A 22,711-nucleotide genomic window follows, 5' to 3' on the forward strand; every position below is an offset into this window, starting at 1 on the left:
ACCCCCGGCCCAACAGATACCGCCAAAGGACCCCGCACAGGCTCAACCCGCCACCGACACGAGGCCGACAGGACACGGGAGCCACGCCCCATGTTGAACTACCCACTGCCCGGTCAGCCCGCGAAAGTGCAGGCCGATATGGGATCAGATAACGCCCAGCAGGTCCACAAGTACGCCGGGAGCCTGACCGGGAATCAGTACAAGGTCCTTACCCATATGGCATGGACGAGCTACGACCGGCGCGGCGTCCCGAAGGCGGCGAAAGACCGCGACGGTGGCCCTGCCAAGCCGCTGCGATTCTTCGGGAACGCCCAGGCGGCAGCACTCGAAGCATTAGGACAGGACAAAACGCCAGCAGTGGCGCTCCGCCTATGGAATCGGGCTGTCAAGGAACTTATAGACCTTGGCATCCTCAGAGTGGTGGAGCGAGCCATCCCGAGCAAGCGCAACGCTCAACATGAAATCGACATGGAACGTCTCCAAGCGGTTACCCAGCCTGTGGATAAGTCATGTAACGGCCCCGAGGTTCTAGAACAAAAAGTTCCAGATGGTCTAGAACAAAAAGTTCCAGAACTCCTCTCGGGTGAAGAACAAAAAGTTCCAGAAACCCCCCAAGTTCTAGAACAAAAAGTTCCTCCATACTTACAAGCTCTTAACTCCCAAGTTGAAGCAAGCAATCAACCAAGCCAACTTACAAGCCGCTCCCGTCGCGCTGTCTCGTCACCAACCGCGCACGAACCATCATTGCTTGCACAAGATGACGATTCATCGAGCTACGACAAAGCCCGCCAATACCTCGGCAACCTCGGCCCAGACCGCAGCGAACACTACATGGACAAAGCACGCCAAACACTCGGCACCAACGCACCACTACGCGACCGCATCATCCACGCCGCCCAACTCGCCGGCCACCACACCACCCAGGAGCGTGCAGCCTCGTGACCATCACCGAACCCCAAGCCCGAGCACTCGCTGAACTACTCCACCAACTACGCCCCGAATGGGTGACCACATCCATCCTCACCCTGCTCTGGGAACACCGAAACGAACACCCCTTCCCGGAACTCAGCACCGCCGCCGTAACCGTCGCCAACGACAGCACGAAGCGAACCCCCGGAATCATCTTCATGGACGGCCCCCACTGGCACCCACAAAGCCCGAAAGCCACTACCGGGCAACAGTTCCTCACCGCAGCCGAGAAAAGCCGCCTACAAGGCGCACAACTCATGGGCTACTACAGCGCCAAGGACGGGACCGACCCATCCAACCCATCCGACCCAATGTTCCAGCACCTCATCACACCCGGCGACCTAGACCCCGCCGCAACGCTGGAAGCATTCCGGCAAGGACGCGCAAGGGGCCTGTGGGAAATTCAGCAGCAACAAGGCCAGCGAGCCATCGCAGCAGCAGACCCCGACACCCTCGAAGAAGCCCAACCATGACCAAGAAAATCCACTGCCCCCACTGCCAAGCCACCCGCCAAATCAACCGCTACGACAACGGCACCGTCTACAGCATCCGCATCCAACACCAAGACGAATGCCCAACACGGACGGCCGCATGGCACAAGCGCGTTCCCGTACAAGACACGCACGCGTCAGGACCAGGACAAGCCGATGACTGACACTGAACCGTCCCTGGCCGAACAGCGGGACTACTTCAAATTCCAGATGGTTTATTGGAGGGCTCGGGCGCTTGCCGCCGAGGGCAAACACAAGACGCCGGTCATCCCGGAGACTGACACGCACAGGCGCATCAGCTACAGAGACCCGACAGGGGAGCGCGCTTGCTCCGCCGCCGACCGCACCACGAAAGGAAACCACCATGGCAAAGCCAAACAGCGCCGCTGACGACAGGGGAACCGTTGGGACCCTCGAGCGTGAACGGTTGCGTGCCGGCGTGGGGGAGCGGCTTGCATGGTTGCGGCGCCGCGCCGGGATGACCCAGGAGCAGGCGGGCACGTTGGCCGGTATCTCGCCGGGTGCCATCTCGAAGTTGGAGCGTGGCACGCACCGGCCCACGAAAGACAGCTTGCGGGACCTCGCCGCCGTGTACGCCCCGGATCATCCCCGGATCGAGTTTTGGAATTTGTGCAAGCTGGCCGGGGACTCGCTACGTGACTCACACCGCCGCCAGTCGCCCGCCAGACCGCCTATCAGCCTGTCCAAGGCGGAATCGTACGCCAGGGACGCGCAAAGGGCTGTACGGGCCGCTGAGCGTGCCATGCCGCACCGTGTGGAGAATGCCCGGTGCATTGCGCAAGCCATGTTGAAGCAGGCAGAGCGTGATCTCACCATCGCCCAGGCCCGGGATTCACTTCTCAAACGGTTGCGGGAAGCCGCCGAAAACGACGGCGGCGACGGGCAAAACGTTGGGTAAACGTTGGATTGGGCCGCAAGAAGGCAACGACAGCGCCCGAAAGACTGCCAAGAAACCCCGGAATTACAAGCAAGCAACCACCGAATGCAACACATCCAACCCTAGAACCATCAATTATCAGGAGCGCAAATTATGACCGCTGAAGAGCCGCAATATTTGCTTGAAGCGTTCGGCCCCATTGAGGACGGCGCAAGTGTAGGCCTTCCCGATGCCGGCCCGGACGACTGCATGATTGCGTTCCGGGCCTACGGGATTCCCGTTTTTGGTGAAGGCGGGCACATAACCGTTCTTGTTGACGGTGACACGTCACAGATGATCGCACACGGAAGTCTTCACCTTGAAGGCGGGTTCAATACCCCAGCGGACATTTTCCAGGCCTACCGGCCCGGCTGGTGGCCTGAGTGGGAAAACCCCGCCGACGCCACCCAGTGGTTTTGGCCGAACGCTGGGAACCGTCTTTGAGGCGGGATGTTCCGCCCGAGGCTGCGAACCTGATTCGCCCTGACGGCGCCGTGGTGGTTCCTGCCGCTGTTGCGGATGCTGTGGTGCGCCTGTTGGTGCTGGGACTAAAGGAAGCCCACCACGCTAACGCAGGGGGCCGGCTGTCCTCCCAGATAGTCGACGTGCTGCACGCCTTGAACGTTGCCGCGATAAAAGATAGCGAGATGTCCGCACGCGGACGCGATTATAGCACTTCTGGGACAATGGAAGTATCAGTAAAGGGATTGCTGACACCACGAGAAATAGCTGCCCTGCTCCACTGTTCCGAACGCCAGGTTCGGCGGCTGTGCGAGCAGGGCAAGCTCCCCGCTCAGAAGATCGGCCAACACTGGCTAATCTCCGAAACAGAAGACCTTGACACATACCGTTTTTGAAAGGTGGCCCCATGGCCCGCACCACTGACAGGGAACCGAAGACCGTTCCCCCGGCAACACGCCCAGAAGTGACAGACGCCGACGTCGACGCCGCCGACGCCGCAGCGAAGGAAGCCCAGGACCTTGTTGCGGAACTTGAAGAGAAAGTCATTAACGGCGACGACACGGTCACCCCGGACCAGATCGTAGCCCAGGAATCTCTTGGACGATTCGCCCGACTCCGGGCAGCCGCCACGCGTCGCAAGGCAGACGCGGCGAAGGAAGCCGCACGGTTGCGGGACTGCCAGATCCTCCACGACGAGATGACCGACTACGCCAGCAAAGACGGGCAGCGCCTCGCCAACCTCTACCAGGCAATCTATGACGCACGGGAAGAATTCCAGGCCGTCGTGGAGGAACGCAACGCGACAGTCGCCTCATGGCACCGCCGAGCCGAAGCCCTGGGCATCGCCCAGGATGACGGGCGACCCGTCCCCAAGGAAAACGACGGCCGCGTTTCCCTCGGGCGCGGCACTTTGTCAATCAGGACCGAAGGCACCGTCTTTGCCATTGAACACGTCCCCAACTATCTGGGATCACACGACAGCCCCATCCGGTTCGACGCGGAAACCGTCGCCGCCCGGGTTGCCAAGCTCCGCAAGATCGACGAACCCGACCACCGCGCCATCGCGGAATACATATACAAGGGAGCCAACGGCGCCATCGTGCAGCGTGACAGGCCCTTCACTGCCGAGGAAGTATCCCACTTGGGAGTGCGCCTCGTAGGCGCGGCCGAAGCGTGGCCCGAGTAATGGCAACCGCAGCCGAAATGCAAGCCCTCGCACAAGTAGATGAGGCAGGGCTGAAACTCATGACACCGGAACAGATCATCGAAGCCCAGGAACGCGGCCACCTTGACACCCTGTTAGGCCGCACACCCAAGGCCGCGCCGTAAAGGCGACCTGACCGGACGGGGCCTAAACGCCAGTCCGACGCAAACGAACAACCCCGAAATTACATAGCCCCGCTACGTCAAACCCCCAGCAGGCAGGCCAGGAGCCGCCACTGGATCAGGCAAGACCTTACGGATTCCCCAGGAGGGAACCGGGCACGACACGCCACTAATCGGCGCGCCGTCTCGGCTCCCTCACTCACTTAAGGAATCCACTCATGACAGACAACGGCCCAACTGTTGTTGGCTCGATCACCGCAGAGCTTGACGTCAACATGCGCAAGTGGGACGTCAGCGTTGCAGAAATCAAGGCCGACGCCGCCGAGATTGGCGCCCTGAACCCCACCGTCAAGGTTGACGCGAACGTTGCCGCCGCCCTGTCTCAAATGTCACTGGTGGGCGCTGACGCGCACGAGCTAGGCGCCCTGCACCCCGAGGTCAAGGTTGACGCGAATGTTGGGGCGGCGCTCTCGGAAATTACGGCTGTCACCGTTGCCGAACGGAACCTGACCGCCGCGATTGAAGCGCAGACACGGGCGGATAAGGACCGTGCCGCTGCGACGGCCCGCATCAACGCTATGCGGGCCGCGTATTCCAGATCGATCAGCACGCACGACGGGTCAAGCGGCGCGGCCTCCCATGCCGTTGCGATGCCCATCAATCAGCGGTCCAAGGCGGAGCTTGACGCCGCCGAGGAAGAATATAAGCGCATCATCAACGCGAGCAATCAGGCCCGCGCCGCCGTGTACTATGCCCAGGCTGGTATGGATGAGGCCCGCAAGGGCAGCGTTACCGCTATCAAAGCGGAGTCGGCCGCTACGGATGAACTGCGCGCCAAGGAACAGGCCGAACTCGTCACCCGTGGGCAGGCGTCCAACGCCCTCATTGACGAGGCGATCCAGCGTAAGCACGCTGCGGCGGCTGAGAAGAACGAAGCCGACCAGATCATCTGGAACAACTCTGCCCTGAAGAAGCAGATCGACGCCCGAAACGGCGTTACGGACAGCTCTGTAAGCGATACGTTCGCAACGGACAAGCTCTCCTCGGCGAAGCGGTCTTTGCAGATCGCGGAAGCTAACCTCGACGCGGTCAACAAGGATTCGACGTCGACGATTCAGCGGAAGCTTTCGGCGCAGAACGCCGTGGCAGCCGCGACGCGGCAAGTTGAGAAGGCGACGGAAGACGACACCAATAGCACCAACGGTAACGTCACCGCGAACAAGCAACGCGTCACGGGCATTCAAACCCTGATCGCCCTGTCCCCGGCAATACTCGCAGCCGCAGCCCCCATTGGCGCCGCCGCTATTGGTTTGGGTGCCGCGTTCGGTGTTATGGCGGGCGCTGGCGTCCTCGCCGTCGTGGGCATCAAGAATGCCATGGCGCAGGGAACCGTCACCGGGCAGGAATACGGGGTCGGCCTGGGCGTGTTGAAAGGCGACCTTGACCAGCTCGCCCAAACCGCCGCCGTTCGCATGTTGGGATCTTTCGAATCCGTCGTTGGTGACGTCAACCAGCGGATGCCGTTCCTCACGCAGCTAATCGGGAATGCGTCCGCATCACTCGGGCAAATGGGCGGCACCGCGCTAACCGGCGTGCTGAACGGTCTACAGGCCATGAACCCGCTGATCAACGCCGGAACAGCGGAACTGTCCGCGTTCGTTGGCTGGCTCTCAGGAATGCCCACGACCAACGGGTTCACGTCGTTTGTGAACTACGCCGTCGCCAACCTCCCAAGTGTGATGACCCTCATCGAGGGACTCGTAACGACCGCCGGCCACCTGCTTACCGCGTTCGCACCCCTCGGCCCCGTCATCCTCGGATTCCTCAACAGCTTCGTTGACATCGCCAACAACCTGCCGCTGCCTATCCTGGCCGGACTCGTCACCACCGCAACATCCCTCGGGCTTGCGCTGCGGTTCGTGGCAAGCAACGCCATTGCGCCCATCATCCGCGACATTGCCGCTGCGCTCAACATGACTGCCATTGCCGCAGACCTCGCCGTTCCAGTGATTGGTATCCTGCTTGCAGCGTTGGCCGGAATCACCATTGCAGGGGCGACCGCCGCCGCGTCCCAAGGACAGGCCACAGCCGCCGTAACGGACTACACGCAAGCCCTGAAAGAGGACAACGACGCCCTAGGCGTGAACGTCCGCGCAACCGCCGCGAAAGCGTTGCAGGACGCGGGAGCGTATGACGCAGCGTTGAAGCTGGGCATCTCCCAGAAGCTGCTCACCGATGACCTGCTTGGCGTTGCCGGTGCGCATGACCAGGTGGCGGCGAAGATGGCAACCGCGCAAGCTCAGATTCAGGCCGCGTCAGAGGCGACCAGCGGTTACGTTGGGGCGACCACGGACACGACTACGGCGCAGGATGGCCTAGTCGGTGCCATGGCGACCGTCAACGGTGCCTTGGACGTGAACAACCAGCAGATCCAGAAAGCCGTCGCAGCGTCTAAGAACATCTCAGCCGCCTCAGACCAGCAGTCAATGGCGCTAGATGGTGTGGCGAACGCCTACGGGGTCACCGCTTCCCAGTACACGGCAGGAGCCGCCGCAGCCGCTCAGGCGAAAGCCCAGACGGACGCGCAAACCCTGTCCATGCAGCTGCAAAATGACGCGGCGGGATTGTTGAACGGTGCCTTGCAGTTGCTCAACAACGGCAACTTGTCCCTCGCAACGGCACAGACAGCCTCAGCCTCGGCAACCAACGCAGTCACCGCGTCCATGGCAAAAAACGGGACCGTCATTACCGGCAACACGGACGCAGCCATAGCGAACCAGCAGGCCATACAGCGCAAGGTCCAGGCAGACCAGCAGGAAGCCCAGGCCGTCGCTACGGCGACCGGGAAGACCGCAGCAGGGACGCAAGCCTACGCGGCGTCAAAGGTTGCGATGGAGAACGCACTACGCGCCCAGGGTGAACTCACGCCCTCCATTCAGGCGTACATTGACAAGCTCTACGACGTGAGCAACCTGAAAGTGAAGCCGACCAAACTTGAAGTGGACACGAATCAGGCCATGGCGGACGCCCGTGCGTTGCAGTCGTACATCCTCAACATGCGCGGTACGACGATAACGAACCGCATCAACTCGATCTACTCCGAGAATCACATCTCTACCGGTCAGGGTGGCTCGGGTGGTGTGACGCGTTCCGGTGGTGGCCCTATTTACCGTGCGGGTGGTGGCCCGGTTGGTCCGGCACAGTACCTCGCTAATGGTGGGCATTCTAACGGGCCTATCGGGACGGATACGGTCGCGGCATGGTTGACGCCGGGCGAGTCCGTGATCCGCCGGTCTTCGGCTGAGTCCATTGGTGCGCCGGCGTTGAAGTACATGAACGACACCGGCAAGCTGCCGCCGAACAGTTCCGGCGCCCCAATCGTTCACGTCTACATTGACGGGAAGGAAATGCGCGGCGATATGGTCCAGATCGCGGTGAATGCTGTAGATGGCGGTTTCCAGGCGGCTAACAACGACGCCGGACGCCGCCCGGCCCGATAGCCGCTACTTGGACTGAACCACTGAGCCGCCCAACGCCTTCACAACGGCTTGGGCGGCTCCGACCTAAGGCTTGTAGTGGGCAACGTTGCCGCCCAACGCGGCGACTACCTTTTCAGCCGCCGACTTTTCACCCGGAATATCGGCTGGCGCCCTTGTTGCGCCAGCGAACCCGTCCGCTAGCAGCTTGTCCGCCTGATTTGTTAACTGGTACATGAGCTGATTATCGTACTGGACAATGGCCGTCCAGCCGTCCCCGTTTGCATACCAAACTTCGGCGTCCGCATTTGCTGCCAGCGTCTCCGCAATCGAGCCGCCTTTAGATGGATCAGTCCAGCCATAGAACGTGACTGTTCGACCGTCCAAGACGCACGACGCTAAGGATGTAAGCCCGGAGACTGGCCCTTGCGCCACATCAAGTGCAGTCACGTTGGTGCAACCAGACACCGAGGCCGCTACGGCAGACGCCGCCTCGCCGTAGTAGGTGGTGGGCTTACTCGTTGCCGTGGGAGCCGGCGCGGCGGCCTGAGAGGGGCCGCTACAGCCTGTCAGGGCCAGCAGGACGGACGCCGCAGCGAGGGCGACGGCAGTGCGGGCGATGAGGTGCATGCTCATGATGGTTCCTATTTGTTGGTGGTGTCTGGAGCCTAGCCCCAGGCGCCGACAATTAAAAGGCCCTTGTTCCATGAGGTTGACGTCGTCCATTAGCGGCTAGGCCTTGGACCGCGACTGGCCATGATCCCGTATCGCTTACGCGGCGGTTCGGAAGGTGGCTCGATTGGGCGAACGGTAAGCATGTCGACGATCTCGGCGACTTGGGCTTCCGTGAAACGGATGTCACCTCCGACTCGTAGGTGTGGCCATGCGCTTTTCCGCCGGTACACCGTAGCGTCGGAAACGCCGAGAGCCGCCGCAAGTTCCTTGACGGTATAGGTCTTTAGTTCCATCGGCGTCCCTCCGCCCTCGGTGTTGATCGAGCCTACCGCCGCCGCGATGGCGCAGGAAGGTAAATCCCGTCGTTTACCCAACGTTTACCCAACGAAAACAAACGAATCGGCTTCATTCCACGTCAAGGAATCAACCCCGCCAAACCCCGATATTCCGCGTCATTCCGGGGCGAAACGCGCCCAAGAGAAACCACGTCAAGAGACGGTTTGATAATCCTAAGGTCCTCGGTTCAAGTCCGAGTGGCCCTACCAATCCCCGGAACCATGACGGTTCCGGGGATTTTTTGCGTCCGGTGATCGAACCGGTCCACGGCCCGTCCGGTGATCGAGCCTGTCGAGGTCCACGGCCGGAAGTGTTGCCTGACTTGCGCCCATACGATAAGTTACTCATGAGTAACAATGGCGGAGCTTCGCCGGTGCCCCGCCTCCATCACGCTGCCAGCAAAGGAATGACCGTGCCCAACGCCGCTGTTGACCTGAACAACCTCCCCTACGCCGACGGTGACTTTTATGGCTTCGAGCAGCTCCTCTCCGCCGCCGAACGCGAGCGCCTGCAGGAGATCCGTGATTTCCTGGCCAAGGAAATCAAGCCAATTGCCGTCGATTGCTGGAACCGTGGCGAGTTCCCCATGGAACTGATCCCCAAGCTCGCCAAGGCGAACCTGATGAGTCCCGTCCGCCGGCAGGGCCACTCCAATGTCTTTGCCGGGATTGTCCACGCGGAATTCACCCGGGCGGATGCCTCCATCGCCACGTTTATGGGCGTTCACGACGGGCTCTTCACCGGCGCCATTGAGCTGTTGGCGTCCGAGGAACAAAAGGCGGCCTGGCTGCCGGACATCTACTCGCTGAAGAAGATTGGCGCTTTTGGCCTCACGGAGCCGCTGGGCGGTTCCGACGTGGCCGGCGGTACCCGCACCACCGCCGTGCGCGACGGCGGCAACTGGATTCTCAACGGCGCCAAGCGCTGGATCGGCAACGCCACCTTTTCCGACTGGGTGGTCATCTACGCCCGCGACCTGGCCGACAACCAGGTCAAGGCCTTTATGGTGGACACTTCGCTGGCGGGATACACTGCCACGAAAATTGAAAACAAGACGGCCCTGCGCACGGTGCAGAATGCCGACATCACGTTGGAGAACGTGGTGGTCCCGGACTCGTTCAAGCTGGCCGGGGGCAACAGCTTCCGCGACACCAACAAGGTCCTGAAGGTCACGCGGCTGTCCGTCGCGTGGCAGGCCGTCGGGCAGCAGATGGCGGCGTTCGACGCAGCGCGGCGCTACGCCGTGGAACGCCAGCAGTTTGGCCGTCCCATCGCCTCTTTCCAGCTCGTGCAGGACCAACTCGTGAAGATGCTGGGCAACATCGTGGCTTGCACCGGGATGATGGTGCGCCTGGCCCAGCTTGAGGACCAGGGCCTGGCCAAGGATGAACAATCCGCCCTCGCGAAGGCTTTCACCACCGCCCGCATGCGTGAGACCGTGGTCATGGGTCGGAGCATCTTCGGCGGCAACGGCATTGTGACCGACTACGAGATGGCCAAGATCTTCGCCGACGCCGAGGCCATTTACTCCTATGAAGGCACCTACGAGATCAACACTCTCGTCACCGGCCGCGCCATCACCGGCATCTCCGCGATCGTCTAAGGGCCGGACACCGAAGGCCGCGCACCTGTCCAGACCTGTTGACATTCGAGATCACCACCGATCCGAACATTGACGTTCGAGATCACCACCCCAGCACCTCCACTGGGACGTGGTGATCTCGAACGTCAACGGGGCGGGGCGTGGTGATCTCGAACGTCAACGGGGTGGGGTCAATCGCCGGCCACCGGCAACAGCACTGACGGGCGCAGGTCGAGGATGAACTGCAGCGGGTTCAGATACGTTTCGCCGCGCCGCACGCCCCAATGCAGGCAGCTGTCCTCGCCCGGCGGGCCGCCGTCGCAGTGTGTGGGCCCGGCCAGCGTCCCCAGCTGCGCGCCGCGTGCAACGGAGTCGCCGATTTGCAGCGGGGAGTCGACGGGTTCGAAGCTGAGCTTGAGACCGTCCGCCGTGGCAACGGTAAGGACCGGCCGGTCCACCACGACGCCGGAAAAAGACACCACCGCGGCCGTGGGCGCGAGGACGGGGGAGCCCTGGCCGGCCAGCAGGTCCACGCCGCGGTGGCCCGCCAACCACGGTTTGTCCGGCGGGTCAAAGGCGTGGGCCACCCGCGGCTTCCCCGGCAGCGGCCAGCCCCACGCGAGAGCCGCCGGGAGGGGGCGGGCCGCCGTCGTACCTGGGGAAGGCGTGCGTGGGGCGACCACGACGGCGGCTACCGTGTCCGGGGCCTGCGTACCCGCGGCACCGCCCGTGGACGCTGCCAAAAGCGCGAGCAGTGCCGCCAGCCGTGCCGCTGTCTGGGCCGCCCGCCGCGGCCGGAATCGAGGGAGGGCGTTCATGCCTCCCAGCTTGCCCTCCTCGCGGCGTCACCGCTGCAACTCCTCGAGGGAAGGGGGACAACGCCGTGCCGAAGCCCGCCTGTGGAGGGCACGCCAGTGGTCGGGCCCCCGGCGGCCCTGTAGTAGCATGGTGGGAGCAGCGCGCTCTTTTGCGCGCTGACTACGCGCACCCCACCCTGACGAGGTGCCCACGGGAAACCTGGGTCCTGCCGATGGATTGCGCCCATACGGTCCGCCTCGCGGCGGGACATGGACGCGCAATAGGGTGCCAGGAGCAAGACCACGGCGGAATCCTCCGCCGCAGGTTGAAAAGCTAAAGAACCGTAAATAAAACAAGAAGGAGCGCCGGCATGCCCGTCGTAACCATGCGCCAGCTGCTTGACAGCGGCGTCCACTTTGGACACCAGACCCGCCGTTGGAACCCGAAGATGAAGCGATTCATCCTCACGGAGCGCAACGGCATCTACATCATCGACCTCCAGCAGTCGCTGTCCTTCATCGACCGCGCCTACGAGTTCGTCAAGGCCACCGTTGCCCATGGCGGCACGGTCCTGTTCGTCGGCACCAAGAAGCAGGCGCAGGAAGCCATTGCGGAGCAGGCCACCCGCGTGGGCCAGCCCTACGTGAACCAGCGCTGGTTGGGTGGCATGCTCACCAACTTCCAGACGGTTTCCAAGCGCATCTCGCGCATGAAGGAACTCGAGGAGATCAACTTCGACGACGTAGCCTCCTCCGGCCACACCAAGAAGGAGCTCCTGCTCCTCAAGCGTGAGCTGACCAAGCTGCAGACCAACCTCGGCGGCATCCGCAACTTGGGCAAGGCCCCGTCCCTGCTCTGGGTTGTCGACACCCCGAAGGAACACCTCGCCATCGACGAGGCACACAAGCTGAACATCCCGGTTGTTGCCATCCTGGACTCCAACTGCAACCCGGACGACGTCGACTTCCCGATCCCGGGCAACGACGACGCCATCCGCTCCGTGAACCTGCTGACCCGCGTGATCGCCGACGCCGTCGCCGAGGGCCTGATCGCCCGCAACGCCAAGGCCACGGGCAACCAGGAAGCTCCTGCGGAGCCGCTGGCCGAGTGGGAGCGCGAGCTCCTCGAAGGCGACAAGGCAACCGAAGCCCCTGCCGCCGAGGCCGCTCCGGCCGCGGAAGCAGCCCCCGCCGAAGACGCTCCCGCTGCCGCAGAAGCTGCAACCGAAAAGTAAATCCTGCCCGTCGGCACGCGTCTGCAAGCGATGCCGGCATGGAAGAGCTTAGACGCTGGCAGGATCGCACCGCCCCAGTGGCGGGGCGGTCCTGCCAGCGTTCCGTGAAGCACGTGACAAAAACACAAATATCTACACTGAGGGGTTCATATGGCGAACTACACCGCCGCTGACATTAAGGCACTGCGCGAGCGCACGGGCGCTGGCATGATGGACGTCAAGAAGGCTCTCGACGAGGCCAACGGCGACGCCGAGAAGGCCATGGAGCTCATCCGCATCAAGGGCCTCAAGGGCGCCACCAAGCGTGAAGGCCGCTCCACCGCTGAAGGCCTGGTTGCCGCCAAGGTTGAGAACGGCGTCGGCGTCATGGTTGAAGTCAACTGCGAGACCGACTTCGTTGCCAAGGCTGCCCCGTTCATCGAGTTCTCCAACAAGGTGCTGGAAACGGCTCTGGCTTCCGGCGCCTCCGACGTCGAGTCCCTGCTCGCCGCGGATGTCGACGGCAAGCCCCTGTCCGAGCTGGTCATTGAGGCTGGCGCGCTGCTGGGCGAGAAGGTTGCCATCCGCCGTGTCGCACGCGTTCAGGGTGCCACCGTTGACGCCTACCTGCACAAGACCTCCAAGGACCTCCCGGCCCAGGTTGGCGTGCTGTTCGCCATCGACGGCGCCAACCAGGAAGTCGCCCACGACGTGGCGGTGCACATCGCGGCCATGTCCCCGACGTTCCTGTCCCGCGAGGAAGTTTCCGCGGAGACCGTCGAGAACGAGCGCCGCATCGCCACCGAGACCGCGCAGGCCGAGGGCAAGCCCGAGGCCGCCATGACGAAGATCGTTGAAGGCCGCCTGACCGGCTTCTTCAAGGAAATCGTCCTGGTCGACCAAGCCTTCGCCAAGGACGCCAAGAAGTCCGTCGGCGCCGTCCTGAACGAGGCTGGCGTGAAGGCAACCGCGTTCGCCCGCTTCCGCGTTGGAGCGTAACGCAACATGCATTGACGTGCCGCATCCGCTGATGTGACACGCGAAGGGGCAGCCGCCTGGGGCAGCTGCCCCTTCTTTATGCCCGGAGTCGGTTAGGATCTTAGAGGCGCCCGGGCGGGCCGTCGCACTTTGCGGTGCCGCTGACACTGTGACAGGGGCGCTGCCTGGGAGCGGCGCTGCCCGGCAAGGCGCATTGAACATGGCTGTACTGACATAACTGCATTGTGGAACGTTGGCCCAACCTACGTACGGCCGGTTCCCACGGAAGGCAAAATGACAACGAACACCCCAGGCCCCACGCAGGACATCGCCCACAACCCGTCCGGGACCCCGAAGCGGCGCCGTGTGCTGTTGAAGCTCTCCGGTGAAGTCTTCGGCGCAGGCAAGCTCGGCGTCGACCCGGACACCATCCGCGACATTGCCAAGCAGATCGCCAGCACCGTGGATCGCGTGGAGGTCGCCATCGTGGTGGGGGGCGGCAACTTCTTCCGGGGCGCCGAACTCTCCGCCTCCGGCATGGACCGCTCCCGCGCCGACTACATGGGAATGCTCGGCACTGTCATGAACTGCTTGGCCCTGCAGGACTTCCTGGAGCAGGCCGGCGTGGACACCCGCGTCCAGAGCGCCATCACGATGGGCCAGGTCGCCGAAGCGTACATTCCCCGGCGCGCCATCCGGCACATGGAAAAGAGCCGCGTGGTCATCTTCGGGGCAGGCGCGGGGCTTCCGTACTTCTCCACCGACACCGTCGCCGCCCAGCGCGCCCTTGAGGTCCACGCGGACGTGGTCCTGATGGCCAAGAACGGAGTCGACGGCGTCTACACGGCGGACCCCAAAAAGGACCCCGCCGCGATTAAGCTGGACCACCTCAGCTACGACGAGGCCATGGCCCGCGACATCCGCGTCATGGACCAGACCGCCTTCAGCCTGTGCAGGGACAACAACGTCACCATGCTTGTGTTCGGCATGGAAGGCGAAGGCAACGTCGCCCGGGCCATCCTGGGCGAGGAACTGGGCACACTGGTCACGCCCTAGCAGCCTGCCTGCCGCGACCCGGGAAGCGCCGGCGGCGTCGCGGAGGGGGTCTGTACCTGGGCCCGGATGCGTGCCGGCTCACGGTAGGATGGTTGCAGGATTGCCGCGCCCAGACCGCGGACGAGTAACGATTTTTATCTAAGTTGAGGGAGACAGACGTGATCGAAGAAACTTTGCTCGAGGCCGAGGAAAAGATGGACAAGGCCATTGAGGTTGCCAAAGAGGACTTCTCCGCTGTCCGCACCGGCCGCGCCAATCCCGCGCTCTTCAACAAGGTCCTGGTGGAGTACTACGGCGCGCCGACCCCGCTGCAGCAGCTCGCTTCCTTCGCGGTCCCGGAAGCACGCACGCTGCTCATCACGCCCTTTGACAAGAGTGTCCTGCACGAGATTGAGCGGGCGCTGAGCTCGTCGGAGGTCGGCGCCAACCCCTCCAACGACGGCAACGTGATCCGCGTGGTCATGCCCGAGCTGACCCAGGAGCGCCGCCGCGAATACGTGAAGCTGGTGCGCACCAAGGGCGAGGAAGCGAAGGTCTCGGTCCGCAACATCCGGCGCAAGGCCAAGGAGACGCTGGATAAGCTCGTCAAGGACGGCGACGCCGGTGAAGACGAGGGCTCGCGCGCCGAAAAGGAACTTGACGCCCTCACGAAGGCACACACCGACAACATCGACGAGCTGCTCAAGCGCAAGGAATTCGAGCTTCTCGAGGTCTAATGACGGACCCTAAGCCTGCGCCGGCCGGTTCTCCAGGGGAGGAGCCTGCCGCACCGACTGCGGGACCAAGTCCCTCGCCGGACCTGGACGTCCACCAGTTTCCCACGCGCAAAGCGCGCCGCATTGCCGAAATGAAGGGCGTGGCACCCGCCGCTGCGCCCGGAAAGCCAGAGCCCGCAAAGAAGGCGCAGGCAAACGCCGTGCCTGCGAAGGCGTCGCCCGGAAAACCGGAGCCTGCGAAGGCCGCGCCTGTAAAGAACGCCGCGGGGAAGGCTCCATCGGACAGCGCTGCCGGGGAACCTGCTGCAAACGATGCACCGGCAAGGCGCCGGCGCTCACCTGCCAGTTCTGTTCCCGGCCAGGCTGCTCCCGCCAACGGTGCCAGGCGGTCCAGGGCGTCTCGGAATGACGACGCCGTTAGGCCGCCGGTGAGCGCCGCGTCGGTGACGGGCCTGCCGGCAGTACCGGTGCCGCCCGGACCCATCGCACCCGTTCCCGTGTTCGCGGCGGCTCCCAAACCGCAGCGCACACCCAGGGCAGGCCGCGACCTGCCGGCGGCCATCGGTGTGGGGGTCACGCTGCTGGTGTTGGTCCTGGGCAGCCTCCTGTTTTTCCCGCTCGGGTTCGTGGTGGTCGCCACCGCGTTCGTGGCGGTCGGCGTGTGGGAGGTGTCCCGCGCAATCGGCACCCGCGGCATCAAGCTTCCACTGACACCCGTCATGGTCGGCACGCTGGCCATGCCGGCGTCGGCCTATTTTGCGGGCTCCGAAGGCCTGCTCTTTGCCTTGGTGGCCAGTGCCGCGGCCACGTTGCTGTGGCGGTCGTTGGATGGTGAGCCGGGCGCCGTGAAGAGCGTCCTGGCCGGCGTTTTCGTCCTGATGTGGATCCCCTTCCTGCTCAGCTTTGTCCTGCTCATGATGCAGGGGGTCCGTCCGCCCACGACCGGGCTCACCCTCGACTTTTCCGCCATGAACCCAGGGATGATCGAGGTGGTCATCATGCTCCTGCTGGTGGTTGCCAACGACACCTTTGGTTACCTGGTTGGCGTGTTGTTCGGCAAGCATCCCATGGCGCCAAAAATCAGTCCCAAAAAGTCATGGGAGGGCTTCGCCGGGTCCATGGGCGGTGCCATGCTGGTGGCCATTCCGGCGACAGTGCTGTTTCTGGACGTGCACTGGTGGGTGGGATTTGTGCTGGCCGTTGGTATGGTCTTCGCAGGCACTGGCGGCGACTTTGCCGAGTCCATGGTCAAGCGCGAGCTTGGCGTGAAGGACATGAGCAACCTGCTGCCCGGGCATGGGGGCGTGATGGACAGGCTGGACTCCATCCTGTTCGCCGCGCCCGTCGCCTATGCCACCTTTAGCGTTCTAGGCCGGATCTGATGCGCGCCCTCCAGGCGCATCCGGCGCCGGTTCCCGTCCAAGCAAGCTCCACCCCCGAGGAATGAATGTGACCGTGGAAGAGAAGTCCCGCACCAACTCCAAGTTCAAGCTGGTTGGCCCCAAGGAAATCGGGTACAACGTCAAGCAGGTCGACGTGTTCCTGGACCGTGCCCGGTCCTACTTCCTCAATGCCGACACCAACGGCCTGGCCATCACCAGCCACGACGTCCGCACGGCGTCGTTTGACCCTGCCCGGGGCGGCTACAACGCCCAGGCCGTCGACGCGGCCATGGACCGGATCGAGGACGAATTTGTCCTGCGCGAGAAGGAGCTGCTGATCAAGGCGGAGGGCGAGAAGGCCTGGATGTTGAAGATCGGCAAGTCCGCCTCGCTGCTGCGCGGCCGCCTGCACCGCCCCGACGGCGAGCGGTTCCGCCGGCCCACCCGCAAGCGTGTCCAAAGCTATAACACCGACGACGTCGACCTGCTGTGCCGCGAGCTCCTCACCTACATCGAGGACAACGGCGAGCTGAGCGTGGACGTGGTCCGCCGGGCCGTCTTCGCCCCCGCCAAGGGCGCCGACGGCTACGAGGAAAGCCAGGTGGATGCGTTTCTGGACCGGGTGGTGGAGCTGATGGCCGCCATCGACATCGCCTCGGACGCCTAGCGGACCTGTCCCGGCACGGCGTGCAGACGTTCGGGCACGTGCAGCTTTGACATGAACCGCGCAGTCCCGGGATTCTGCCGCCCCGGTGTTGCCAGCGACACCGCCACCATCACGGCAAAGGCGGCCGGGACCGTCCACGCCGCAGGCTGTGTCAGGATGCCGCGCCACGGCGACTCGAGCCCCACCTGTGCGCCCAACAGCATCGAGGCCTGCGCCGCTCGGCGGCCCGGCCGGCGGGAAGAATTCCGTCCCGGCGGGCACGGCCAGCGCCGTCAGCTTGAGCCGGTACTGGAACGCCTTGACAAACGTGATGGAGCGCATGCCTCCGGTGACCACCGTCAGGCAGACAATCACGACGACGGCCCCGGCCCCCACCCACGACGGCAGGCCCGTGGTGGTGCGAATGGTCAACGCGGCGCCGTGCAGCTGCGGGACTATGTATAACCAGCCCAGCACCACCACCAGCACGCTCGTCACGTGGCGCGCGGCGGTCGAGTCGTGGCGCGCCTCAACGAAGTAGGGGATGGTGTAGGCGCCGGAGCGGCGCAGGGGCGCGGCCACGAAGAACAGCAGCATGAGGTAGCCGGCGGTGTAGCCGATGGGGAACCACAAGGCGTCGATCCCAGACACAATGATCAGCCCGGCAATGCCCAGGACGCTGGCCGCCGAGAGGCACTCCCCGCCCATGGCGGAGGCATTCCACCAGGGCGGCACCGTCCGCGAGGCCACGTAGAAATCGCTGGTGGTCCGTGAGAACCGCCGCCCGTAAAAGCCGATCAGGGCGGTGATGATGGACACGGAGACGACTGCCGCATAGCCGGTGGCCGGGCTCACTTGCCCTCCACCAGATCGCAGTACCTGTCCTCGTTGCGGGTTGCCGCGCGCACGTACAGCCACGCACAGGGGCCAATGATTGGCTAGACGCCCGCGCAGAGCATGAGCCACGCGGCCGGAATGCCCAGGATCCGCCATTCCGCGAAGGCCGGAACCCACCGCACGGCCATCCAGCAGATCAGCAGTGCCGCCACAAAGCCGCCGCTGACCACCTGCGCCAGCCGCAGCTGGGAACGGATCAGCGACCGCACCATGACCTCGCCCACCGCTGACTGCTCGGCGACCTCCTGCGAAACGCTGGTGGCGGCCCGGACGGAACGTGCCTGGCGGCGCGGTGCCACGACGCGCACCCTGCCTGGCACGGGAGGGGCGGGCCGGGGGAAATGCAGGGAGCCGGGATCTGATCGGTACGGAAATGCACGCTAACGACATCCCGGTGTCGATCCTGGCGTGGATAGGGCTTGCGAAAAAGCGAAATGCCCGATGCAAAGCTGTCGCAGTGTCGGGCAACGAATGAGAGCCGCACGTCATCGTTCGGTGGTGACGGGAAGAGGTCACGGAGTGATTATGCCGGGTTTCTTGCGTTGTCCGCGTTCAACGGCCCGGTAGATGGTGGATCGGCTGATGGAGAATAGTTCTGCCATTTCGGCCATGGTGTGTATTGCCGTCGTCGTGCAGTTCGAGGAGGTGTGCTTCCTGTTTCACGGTGAATTTTGGCTGCTTTCCCCGGAGTCGGCCGTTGGCCTTGGCGACTTTCATGCCGTCGCGGGTGCGCATGCTGATGAGGTCGGCTCCAAACTCGGCGATCATCGCTAGGACGTTGAACAGCAGTTTCCCCATGGGGTCGGCAGGGTCATGGACGGGGCCGCCGATGCCGAGTTTAATTCGACGGCTGGCGAGGTCGTCGGCTATCTCGTGGGCGTCCCGGACGGACCGGGCCAGGCGGTCGAGTTTGGTAACGACGAAGGTATCTCCGGCACGGCATGCGGCGAGGGCTTCGCGAAGTCCGGTGCGATTCATGTTCTTGCAGGTAAAGCCATGGTCAACGGTCAAGTCCATTGACGTGGTGTAACGCCTTTGCCGCGTGATTCTTGATTTTGGTTAGGCGCTGAGCGCCAGATCAGGGTGGGAGTCCTCCTGTTCTGTCTCTGTCGCCGGCGCGGTGCCGACGGCTTGGGATTGTTGGATGAGGTCGAGTCCGAGTTAGCGGCGGGATTCGATCCATTCGTCGTGCTGCTCGGCCAGCACGGCCCCGACGAGGCGGATCAGCGCGGCACGGTCCGGGAAGATGCCGACCACGTCGGTGCGGCGGCGGATTTCCCGGTTGAGCCGCTCTTGGGGGTTATTGGACCACACCTGACGCCACAGACCTTTGGGGAAGGCCGTGAACGCCAGAATGTCGGCCCGGGCGGCCTCCAGATGGTCGGCGACCTTGGGCAGCTTCCCTTCCAGCGCGTCCAGCACGCGGTCGAACTGGGCATGCACGGAGGCGGCGTCGGGCTGGTCGTAGACCGAGTGCAGCAGCGTCTTCACCCACGGCCAGGAAGACTTGGGCGTAGTGGACATCAGGTTCGCGGCGTAATGTGTGCGGCACCGCTGCCAGGCCGCGCCGGGCAGGGTCGCCCCGATCGCCGCGACCGGGTCGGCGTGCGCGTCGGAGGTCACCAGCTTCACCCCGGTCAGACCGCGGGCGGCCAGATCACGGAAGAAGCCCAGCCAGCCGGCCCCGTCCTCGGCGGAGGAGGCCTGGATGCCCAGGACCTCGCGGTGCCCGTCGGCGTTGACGCCGGTAGCGACCATGGCGTGGACGTTGACCACCCGCCCGCCCTCCCGGACCTTGAGCACGAGGGCGTCGGCGGCGACGAACGTGTACGGGCCCGCATCCAGTGGCCGGGTGCGGAACTCCTCCACCTGCGCGTCCAGGTCGGCGGCCATGACCGAGACCTGGGACTTCGACAGCCGGGTGATGCCGAGGGTTTCGACGAGCTTTTCCATCCGTCGGGTGGAGACCCCGAGCAGGTAGCACGTCGCCACGACGGTGGTCAGCGCGGCCTCGGCGCGGCGCCGTCGCTCGAGCAGCCAGTCCGGGAAATAGGACCCTTGCCGGACCTTGGGGATGGCAACGTCCAGGGTCCCGACCCGGGTGTCGAAGTCCCGGTGGCGGTACCCGTTGCGGGAGTTCGTCCGGGTCTCGGAGCGGGCACCGTATTCGGCGCCGCAAACAGCGTCCGCCTCGGCGCTCATCAGCGCGTTGATAAAGGTGGTCAGCATGGATCGCATCAGATCCGGTGATGCCTGCTCAAGCTGTTCGGACAGGAAGCGGGCAGGATCGATAACATGGGGTGCGGTCATCGCGTGGGCTCTCTTTCGAAACGTACTTTGGTAGGTCGTTTCAAGAATCACGCGGTGGCCGCCTTACGTCCGGTAGCAACACGCCCGAGGTGGGCTGTTACACCACCCTAATGGGCACTACCTGGTCAACTTAGGTCCGTTCCGGCTCAATGCCAAGGGCTGCCAGGGCATCTCGCTGCGCGGTGAGGTCTTGCTCTTCCGTGGACACGCGGGCACGGCCGACCAATAGTTTAGACATGCAGTTCAGTGTGTCACATAGGGACCGATCACCGGACAAGTCATCGGACACCCCTTACGACACAGTCGGTGGCCCGAAGCCGCGACGATGCAGGTCAGGGACGGGTGTGTCCGGTGGAGGACCGGCTTACGGGCACCGCAAGTGTCCGGTCATGGACCTTGGTGAGCGTCGCCACGACCCTCTTCGCCCGCTACGCGTCGACGCCGTCGCCAACCTTTTCTGATCGGTCGCAGCCATCCCCGTAGAAAATTGCACCCAGCGCATCGTTAGGACAGGATGGTGACGTGGGGAACAAAAACACGGGTCCGAGCTACTCAATCGCGAGTTGTGTAGTCGAGACCGGACACCGGCTCGTCGCAACGCCTGACCAGGAAGGCGTTGACAGCAACGCCCTTCGGCGTGCGGGACGCGCGCTCTTGACCGCCGAGATCGCGGGATTCGGCCCAATTGGCCCCGGCGTCAAGAAGAAGAAGCTTGGTCAAGGCCTCGAGATTCGGTTGCGGTTCTACGACGCGGAGGAGCTCGCACACGTGGAACGGATGCGCGATGAAGTCGAGGAAGCCGTGGGCTTCAGCATCGGTGGCTGGCCCTGGGCGGTGCAGTTCGACCTCGAAGTGATCAATACTGGCGGAGGCTGGCTCGGCAGCGGTGTGGAGTGGCCAACCGTCCGACCGTCCCGGCACCTCGATTCCCTGCCAAACCGGATCGATCGCCGTTGCCTCCTCCAGGACCGTGGGCTTCTGCAGGTTCTCGGGCGACGTCTGCGCTACCGGATCGGGATCGACCACGATTCGGGCGCTCCCGATTTCTTCTGGTGGACGACGGTCCAGACCGAAGCTTGGATCGCACGCACCATCGTCAGCGACGAACACCAGTCGCTAAACCACGAGCAACGGCGCCAGTTCAACGGTGCGGTTCAGGAGCTCTTGCCCGTGCCCGGTATATCGGTTGATCCCCTACACAATTCCCCAGACGACTGGGGCTTCGTGGACCTCGTCGACGATCCCATCACGATCGTCTCCATCGGCCCGGCCACCGGCGGGCAAACTGCGGTGGACGTCCGCGAGACGCTCGGAAAGGCGGGCGACCAGCTCCGGTCCCGGAGCCGTCGCGTCGCATCCGAGCGGGGCGTGAACGATCCGGGCGTACCGTACGCAGACGCCTTGGAAAAACTCGCAGCGGAGCGACACGCTCACAGGGAATGCGACGTCGTCCTGCTGTTCCGTGGCGGCTTCTCCAGCTCCGCTCCGCTGACGGCCGCGTCGAGCCACCGGATACTGGACGCGGCCCAGGTCCTCGTCTCGCATGGGATCGAGGTGGTCATTGCGCTCGGTCACGGAACGACGAGCGTTCACCGACTGGCTGGTCGAACGCCAGCGGTCGGCGTCTTCGAGGCGATCACCCCGACCGCCGGAGCAGCTTGGATCGTGCGCGAACACGTGAACAATCGTCTGGTGAATGCGGTGGTGGACGGTGGCCAACCACTCGCTCCGTGAGGGGGCGGTGACAACCGCGAACTCCGTCGAGCGACCCCAGGGTCCGCTGGCGCCGCCGAGAAATTTTGAAGTTAGCTCGCGAGCAGCGGTGCCGTCACGGTGACGGCGATGCTCACCAATGTCGTCACGAGGCTCACGACGGCGACGACCTCACTCAAGGATGCGGGTCGGCGTGGCGGACGAGGTGCTCCTGTCACAGTGCCCTCACGCTGAACGCGATGGACCATCCTCTTCTTCTCCATCGGTACGACCGCTCTGGGAGGTAGGCAACGTGCCTACCTCCTGCTATACGGGCTCGCGGGCCGAGCCCACTCCCTGGTACGTCGGTGACGCCGTCGCAGTCCAGTCGGGTCTGGACCCCGCAGATGCGCGGCGGGGTGGCGGAGTCACGCGTTCGATAGACGATCGGCCGAGGAGACACCCTCGACAGGTGCTGCTGAAGGGGAGAGAGCGGCGGAAGGGGTTTCGTGCGTCCGGAACCCCTACCGCCATCCGGCACGATCACCACAAATAGGATTGGCTCACGTCGTAGCCCAGGCCCTCGAGGTAGGTGTTGAGTTGCTGTTGAGCATCGGCACGGTTCCGGAAGCCGGCAAAACTGAATCCGCTCATGTCGGCATCCTCGGGAACCCGAAAAATCATGACGGTGCCGAAGGCGGAGACGCTGATGTGGGCCATGCCGGGAGTCCTACCTGTTCGGGGTGTAGCTGCTCGACCCATTGTAATC

At 63.9% G+C, this 22,711-nt stretch carries 24 protein-coding genes and 4 pseudogenes; 18 read left to right on the plus strand and 10 right to left on the minus strand.

What is annotated here, in order from left to right; translation table 11 throughout:
• The first annotated feature begins 90 nt into the window (after nucleotides 1–90).
• The 10 genes from DMB86_RS20260 to DMB86_RS07965 all read left to right on the plus strand — a co-directional run bounded on the left by DMB86_RS20260 (nucleotide 91) and on the right by DMB86_RS07965 (nucleotide 7,685).
• The gene (locus tag DMB86_RS20260; protein WP_129545496.1) at nucleotides 91–942 is read left to right on the plus strand and encodes a hypothetical protein; all 852 of its coding nucleotides are present in this window, start codon (nucleotides 91–93) and stop codon (nucleotides 940–942) included.
• Nucleotides 939–1,442, plus strand: coding sequence for a hypothetical protein (locus tag DMB86_RS07935; RefSeq protein WP_113717300.1), 504 nt, complete (start codon nucleotides 939–941; stop codon nucleotides 1,440–1,442). Before DMB86_RS20260 ends, DMB86_RS07935 begins: the two co-directional genes overlap by 4 nt.
• The gene (locus DMB86_RS20265) at nucleotides 1,439–1,624 is read left to right on the plus strand and encodes a hypothetical protein (protein ID WP_129545497.1); all 186 of its coding nucleotides are present in this window, start codon (nucleotides 1,439–1,441) and stop codon (nucleotides 1,622–1,624) included. The genes DMB86_RS07935 and DMB86_RS20265 overlap by 4 nt, the downstream gene beginning before the upstream one ends.
• Nucleotides 1,617–1,850 carry a hypothetical protein gene (locus DMB86_RS07940; RefSeq protein ID WP_113717301.1) on the plus strand — a complete coding sequence of 78 codons (234 nt, stop codon included), beginning with the start codon at nucleotides 1,617–1,619 and terminating at the stop codon, nucleotides 1,848–1,850. Before DMB86_RS20265 ends, DMB86_RS07940 begins: the two co-directional genes overlap by 8 nt.
• Complete coding sequence (locus tag DMB86_RS07945; RefSeq protein ID WP_113717302.1) at nucleotides 1,825–2,379, plus strand: helix-turn-helix domain-containing protein; 555 nt, start codon at nucleotides 1,825–1,827, stop codon at nucleotides 2,377–2,379. The genes DMB86_RS07940 and DMB86_RS07945 overlap by 26 nt, the downstream gene beginning before the upstream one ends.
• A gap of 132 nt (nucleotides 2,380–2,511) precedes the next feature.
• Nucleotides 2,512–2,841: a hypothetical protein gene (locus tag DMB86_RS07950; protein WP_113717303.1), complete on the plus strand. Its 330-nt coding sequence runs from the start codon at nucleotides 2,512–2,514 to the stop codon at nucleotides 2,839–2,841.
• Between the two features lie 242 nt (nucleotides 2,842–3,083).
• A complete protein-coding gene (locus DMB86_RS21615) occupies nucleotides 3,084–3,254 on the plus strand; it encodes a helix-turn-helix domain-containing protein (protein WP_227878728.1) in 171 nt (56 codons plus the stop codon).
• An 11-nt stretch (nucleotides 3,255–3,265) separates the two neighbouring features.
• Nucleotides 3,266–4,045: a hypothetical protein gene (locus DMB86_RS07960; protein ID WP_113717305.1), complete on the plus strand. Its 780-nt coding sequence runs from the start codon at nucleotides 3,266–3,268 to the stop codon at nucleotides 4,043–4,045.
• Complete coding sequence (locus DMB86_RS20555; RefSeq protein WP_171814416.1) at nucleotides 4,045–4,188, plus strand: hypothetical protein; 144 nt, start codon at nucleotides 4,045–4,047, stop codon at nucleotides 4,186–4,188. Before DMB86_RS07960 ends, DMB86_RS20555 begins: the two co-directional genes overlap by 1 nt.
• 215 nt (nucleotides 4,189–4,403) lie before the next feature.
• On the plus strand, nucleotides 4,404–7,685 hold the full coding sequence (locus DMB86_RS07965) for a hypothetical protein (RefSeq protein ID WP_113717306.1): 3,282 nt from the start codon (nucleotides 4,404–4,406) through the stop codon (nucleotides 7,683–7,685).
• A gap of 63 nt (nucleotides 7,686–7,748) precedes the next feature.
• Here DMB86_RS07965 and DMB86_RS07970 read toward each other — a convergent pair whose 3' ends face one another.
• Both DMB86_RS07970 and DMB86_RS21620 read right to left on the minus strand, forming a co-directional pair.
• Nucleotides 7,749–8,297 carry a hypothetical protein gene (locus DMB86_RS07970; RefSeq protein ID WP_113717307.1) on the minus strand — a complete coding sequence of 183 codons (549 nt, stop codon included), beginning with the start codon at nucleotides 8,295–8,297 and terminating at the stop codon, nucleotides 7,749–7,751.
• 89 nt (nucleotides 8,298–8,386) lie between these two features.
• The gene (locus DMB86_RS21620) at nucleotides 8,387–8,629 is read right to left on the minus strand and encodes a helix-turn-helix domain-containing protein (RefSeq protein WP_113717308.1); all 243 of its coding nucleotides are present in this window, start codon (nucleotides 8,627–8,629) and stop codon (nucleotides 8,387–8,389) included.
• Between the two features lie 449 nt (nucleotides 8,630–9,078).
• On the opposite strand from DMB86_RS21620, the gene DMB86_RS07980 reads away from it, so the two are divergent.
• The gene (locus DMB86_RS07980; RefSeq protein ID WP_113717309.1) at nucleotides 9,079–10,275 is read left to right on the plus strand and encodes an acyl-CoA dehydrogenase family protein; all 1,197 of its coding nucleotides are present in this window, start codon (nucleotides 9,079–9,081) and stop codon (nucleotides 10,273–10,275) included.
• Between the two features lie 170 nt (nucleotides 10,276–10,445).
• Here DMB86_RS07980 and DMB86_RS07985 read toward each other — a convergent pair whose 3' ends face one another.
• Nucleotides 10,446–11,072: a M23 family metallopeptidase gene (locus tag DMB86_RS07985; RefSeq protein ID WP_113717310.1), complete on the minus strand. Its 627-nt coding sequence runs from the start codon at nucleotides 11,070–11,072 to the stop codon at nucleotides 10,446–10,448.
• Nucleotides 11,073–11,422: 350 nt separating this feature from the next.
• On the opposite strand from DMB86_RS07985, the gene rpsB reads away from it, so the two are divergent.
• The 6 genes from rpsB (at nucleotide 11,423) to DMB86_RS08015 (ending at nucleotide 17,064) form a co-directional block, all read left to right on the plus strand.
• Complete coding sequence (gene rpsB, locus DMB86_RS07990) at nucleotides 11,423–12,286, plus strand: 30S ribosomal protein S2 (protein ID WP_113717311.1); 864 nt, start codon at nucleotides 11,423–11,425, stop codon at nucleotides 12,284–12,286.
• A gap of 150 nt (nucleotides 12,287–12,436) precedes the next feature.
• The gene (gene tsf, locus DMB86_RS07995; protein ID WP_113717312.1) at nucleotides 12,437–13,264 is read left to right on the plus strand and encodes a translation elongation factor Ts; all 828 of its coding nucleotides are present in this window, start codon (nucleotides 12,437–12,439) and stop codon (nucleotides 13,262–13,264) included.
• Nucleotides 13,265–13,537: 273 nt separating this feature from the next.
• Complete coding sequence (gene pyrH / locus DMB86_RS08000) at nucleotides 13,538–14,299, plus strand: UMP kinase (RefSeq protein ID WP_113717313.1); 762 nt, start codon at nucleotides 13,538–13,540, stop codon at nucleotides 14,297–14,299.
• 158 nt (nucleotides 14,300–14,457) lie between these two features.
• Nucleotides 14,458–15,015 (plus strand): ribosome recycling factor, encoded by a 558-nt coding sequence (gene frr, locus DMB86_RS08005; protein ID WP_113717314.1) that lies wholly within the window; start codon nucleotides 14,458–14,460, stop codon nucleotides 15,013–15,015.
• Between the two features lie 467 nt (nucleotides 15,016–15,482).
• Nucleotides 15,483–16,397, plus strand: coding sequence for a phosphatidate cytidylyltransferase (locus tag DMB86_RS08010; RefSeq protein WP_227878730.1), 915 nt, complete (start codon nucleotides 15,483–15,485; stop codon nucleotides 16,395–16,397).
• A gap of 67 nt (nucleotides 16,398–16,464) precedes the next feature.
• Complete coding sequence (locus DMB86_RS08015; protein ID WP_418202308.1) at nucleotides 16,465–17,064, plus strand: DivIVA domain-containing protein; 600 nt, start codon at nucleotides 16,465–16,467, stop codon at nucleotides 17,062–17,064.
• Here the strand turns inward: DMB86_RS08015 and DMB86_RS08020 are convergent.
• From DMB86_RS08020 to DMB86_RS20955, 6 genes and pseudogenes are all read right to left on the minus strand, one after another.
• Nucleotides 17,061–17,267 carry a hypothetical protein gene (locus tag DMB86_RS08020; protein ID WP_113717316.1) on the minus strand — a complete coding sequence of 69 codons (207 nt, stop codon included), beginning with the start codon at nucleotides 17,265–17,267 and terminating at the stop codon, nucleotides 17,061–17,063. The two genes, DMB86_RS08015 and DMB86_RS08020, sit on opposite strands and share 4 nt — an antisense overlap.
• A 52-nt stretch (nucleotides 17,268–17,319) precedes the next feature.
• A pseudogene (locus tag DMB86_RS08025) lies at nucleotides 17,320–17,898 on the minus strand (sodium:solute symporter family transporter); the annotation flags it as partial.
• Nucleotides 17,899–17,981: 83 nt separating this feature from the next.
• Entirely contained in the window at nucleotides 17,982–18,239 is a 258-nt protein-coding gene (locus DMB86_RS08030; protein ID WP_227878667.1) for a hypothetical protein, read from the minus strand.
• Between the two features lie 213 nt (nucleotides 18,240–18,452).
• Nucleotides 18,453–18,987, minus strand: a pseudogene (locus DMB86_RS08035) (recombinase family protein).
• A 12-nt stretch (nucleotides 18,988–18,999) separates the two neighbouring features.
• A pseudogene (locus DMB86_RS08040) lies at nucleotides 19,000–20,250 on the minus strand (IS256 family transposase).
• A gap of 136 nt (nucleotides 20,251–20,386) precedes the next feature.
• Nucleotides 20,387–20,488 (minus strand): annotated as a pseudogene (locus DMB86_RS20955) (recombinase family protein); the annotation flags it as partial.
• 416 nt (nucleotides 20,489–20,904) lie between these two features.
• Between DMB86_RS20955 and DMB86_RS08050 the strand changes: the two are divergent.
• The gene (locus DMB86_RS08050) at nucleotides 20,905–21,984 is read left to right on the plus strand and encodes a hypothetical protein (protein WP_129545498.1); all 1,080 of its coding nucleotides are present in this window, start codon (nucleotides 20,905–20,907) and stop codon (nucleotides 21,982–21,984) included.
• A 501-nt stretch (nucleotides 21,985–22,485) separates the two neighbouring features.
• Here DMB86_RS08050 and DMB86_RS20560 read toward each other — a convergent pair.
• Entirely contained in the window at nucleotides 22,486–22,662 is a 177-nt protein-coding gene (locus DMB86_RS20560) for an RNA-binding protein (protein ID WP_171814417.1), read from the minus strand.
• Nucleotides 22,663–22,711: the final 49 nt, after the last annotated feature.

Origin of the sequence: Arthrobacter dokdonellae (assembly GCF_003268655.1) — a bacterium.
GTDB lineage: Bacteria > Actinomycetota > Actinomycetes > Actinomycetales > Micrococcaceae > Specibacter > Specibacter dokdonellae.

What these genes read in the sequence shown, in the direction of transcription:
- DMB86_RS20560 (WP_171814417.1), bottom strand. Translation starts at nt 22,662, where the DNA reads ATGGCCCACATCAGCGTCTCCGCCTTCGGCACCGTCATGATTTTTCGG.
- DMB86_RS21620 (WP_113717308.1), bottom strand. Translation starts at nt 8,629, where the DNA reads ATGGAACTAAAGACCTATACCGTCAAGGAACTTGCGGCGGCTCTCGGC.
- DMB86_RS07960 (WP_113717305.1), top strand. Translation starts at nt 3,266, where the DNA reads ATGGCCCGCACCACTGACAGGGAACCGAAGACCGTTCCCCCGGCAACA.
- pyrH (WP_113717313.1), top strand. Translation starts at nt 13,538, where the DNA reads ATGACAACGAACACCCCAGGCCCCACGCAGGACATCGCCCACAACCCG.
- DMB86_RS20555 (WP_171814416.1), top strand. Translation starts at nt 4,045, where the DNA reads ATGGCAACCGCAGCCGAAATGCAAGCCCTCGCACAAGTAGATGAGGCA.
- DMB86_RS07980 (WP_113717309.1), top strand. Translation starts at nt 9,079, where the DNA reads ATGACCGTGCCCAACGCCGCTGTTGACCTGAACAACCTCCCCTACGCC.
- DMB86_RS07965 (WP_113717306.1), top strand. Translation starts at nt 4,404, where the DNA reads ATGACAGACAACGGCCCAACTGTTGTTGGCTCGATCACCGCAGAGCTT.
- DMB86_RS20260 (WP_129545496.1), top strand. Translation starts at nt 91, where the DNA reads ATGTTGAACTACCCACTGCCCGGTCAGCCCGCGAAAGTGCAGGCCGAT.
- rpsB (WP_113717311.1), top strand. Translation starts at nt 11,423, where the DNA reads ATGCCCGTCGTAACCATGCGCCAGCTGCTTGACAGCGGCGTCCACTTT.
- DMB86_RS07970 (WP_113717307.1), bottom strand. Translation starts at nt 8,297, where the DNA reads ATGAGCATGCACCTCATCGCCCGCACTGCCGTCGCCCTCGCTGCGGCG.
- DMB86_RS21615 (WP_227878728.1), top strand. Translation starts at nt 3,084, where the DNA reads ATGGAAGTATCAGTAAAGGGATTGCTGACACCACGAGAAATAGCTGCC.
- DMB86_RS07950 (WP_113717303.1), top strand. Translation starts at nt 2,512, where the DNA reads ATGACCGCTGAAGAGCCGCAATATTTGCTTGAAGCGTTCGGCCCCATT.
- DMB86_RS07945 (WP_113717302.1), top strand. Translation starts at nt 1,825, where the DNA reads ATGGCAAAGCCAAACAGCGCCGCTGACGACAGGGGAACCGTTGGGACC.
- DMB86_RS07985 (WP_113717310.1), bottom strand. Translation starts at nt 11,072, where the DNA reads ATGAACGCCCTCCCTCGATTCCGGCCGCGGCGGGCGGCCCAGACAGCG.
- DMB86_RS07940 (WP_113717301.1), top strand. Translation starts at nt 1,617, where the DNA reads ATGACTGACACTGAACCGTCCCTGGCCGAACAGCGGGACTACTTCAAA.
- DMB86_RS20265 (WP_129545497.1), top strand. Translation starts at nt 1,439, where the DNA reads ATGACCAAGAAAATCCACTGCCCCCACTGCCAAGCCACCCGCCAAATC.
- tsf (WP_113717312.1), top strand. Translation starts at nt 12,437, where the DNA reads ATGGCGAACTACACCGCCGCTGACATTAAGGCACTGCGCGAGCGCACG.
- DMB86_RS08020 (WP_113717316.1), bottom strand. Translation starts at nt 17,267, where the DNA reads ATGCTGTTGGGCGCACAGGTGGGGCTCGAGTCGCCGTGGCGCGGCATC.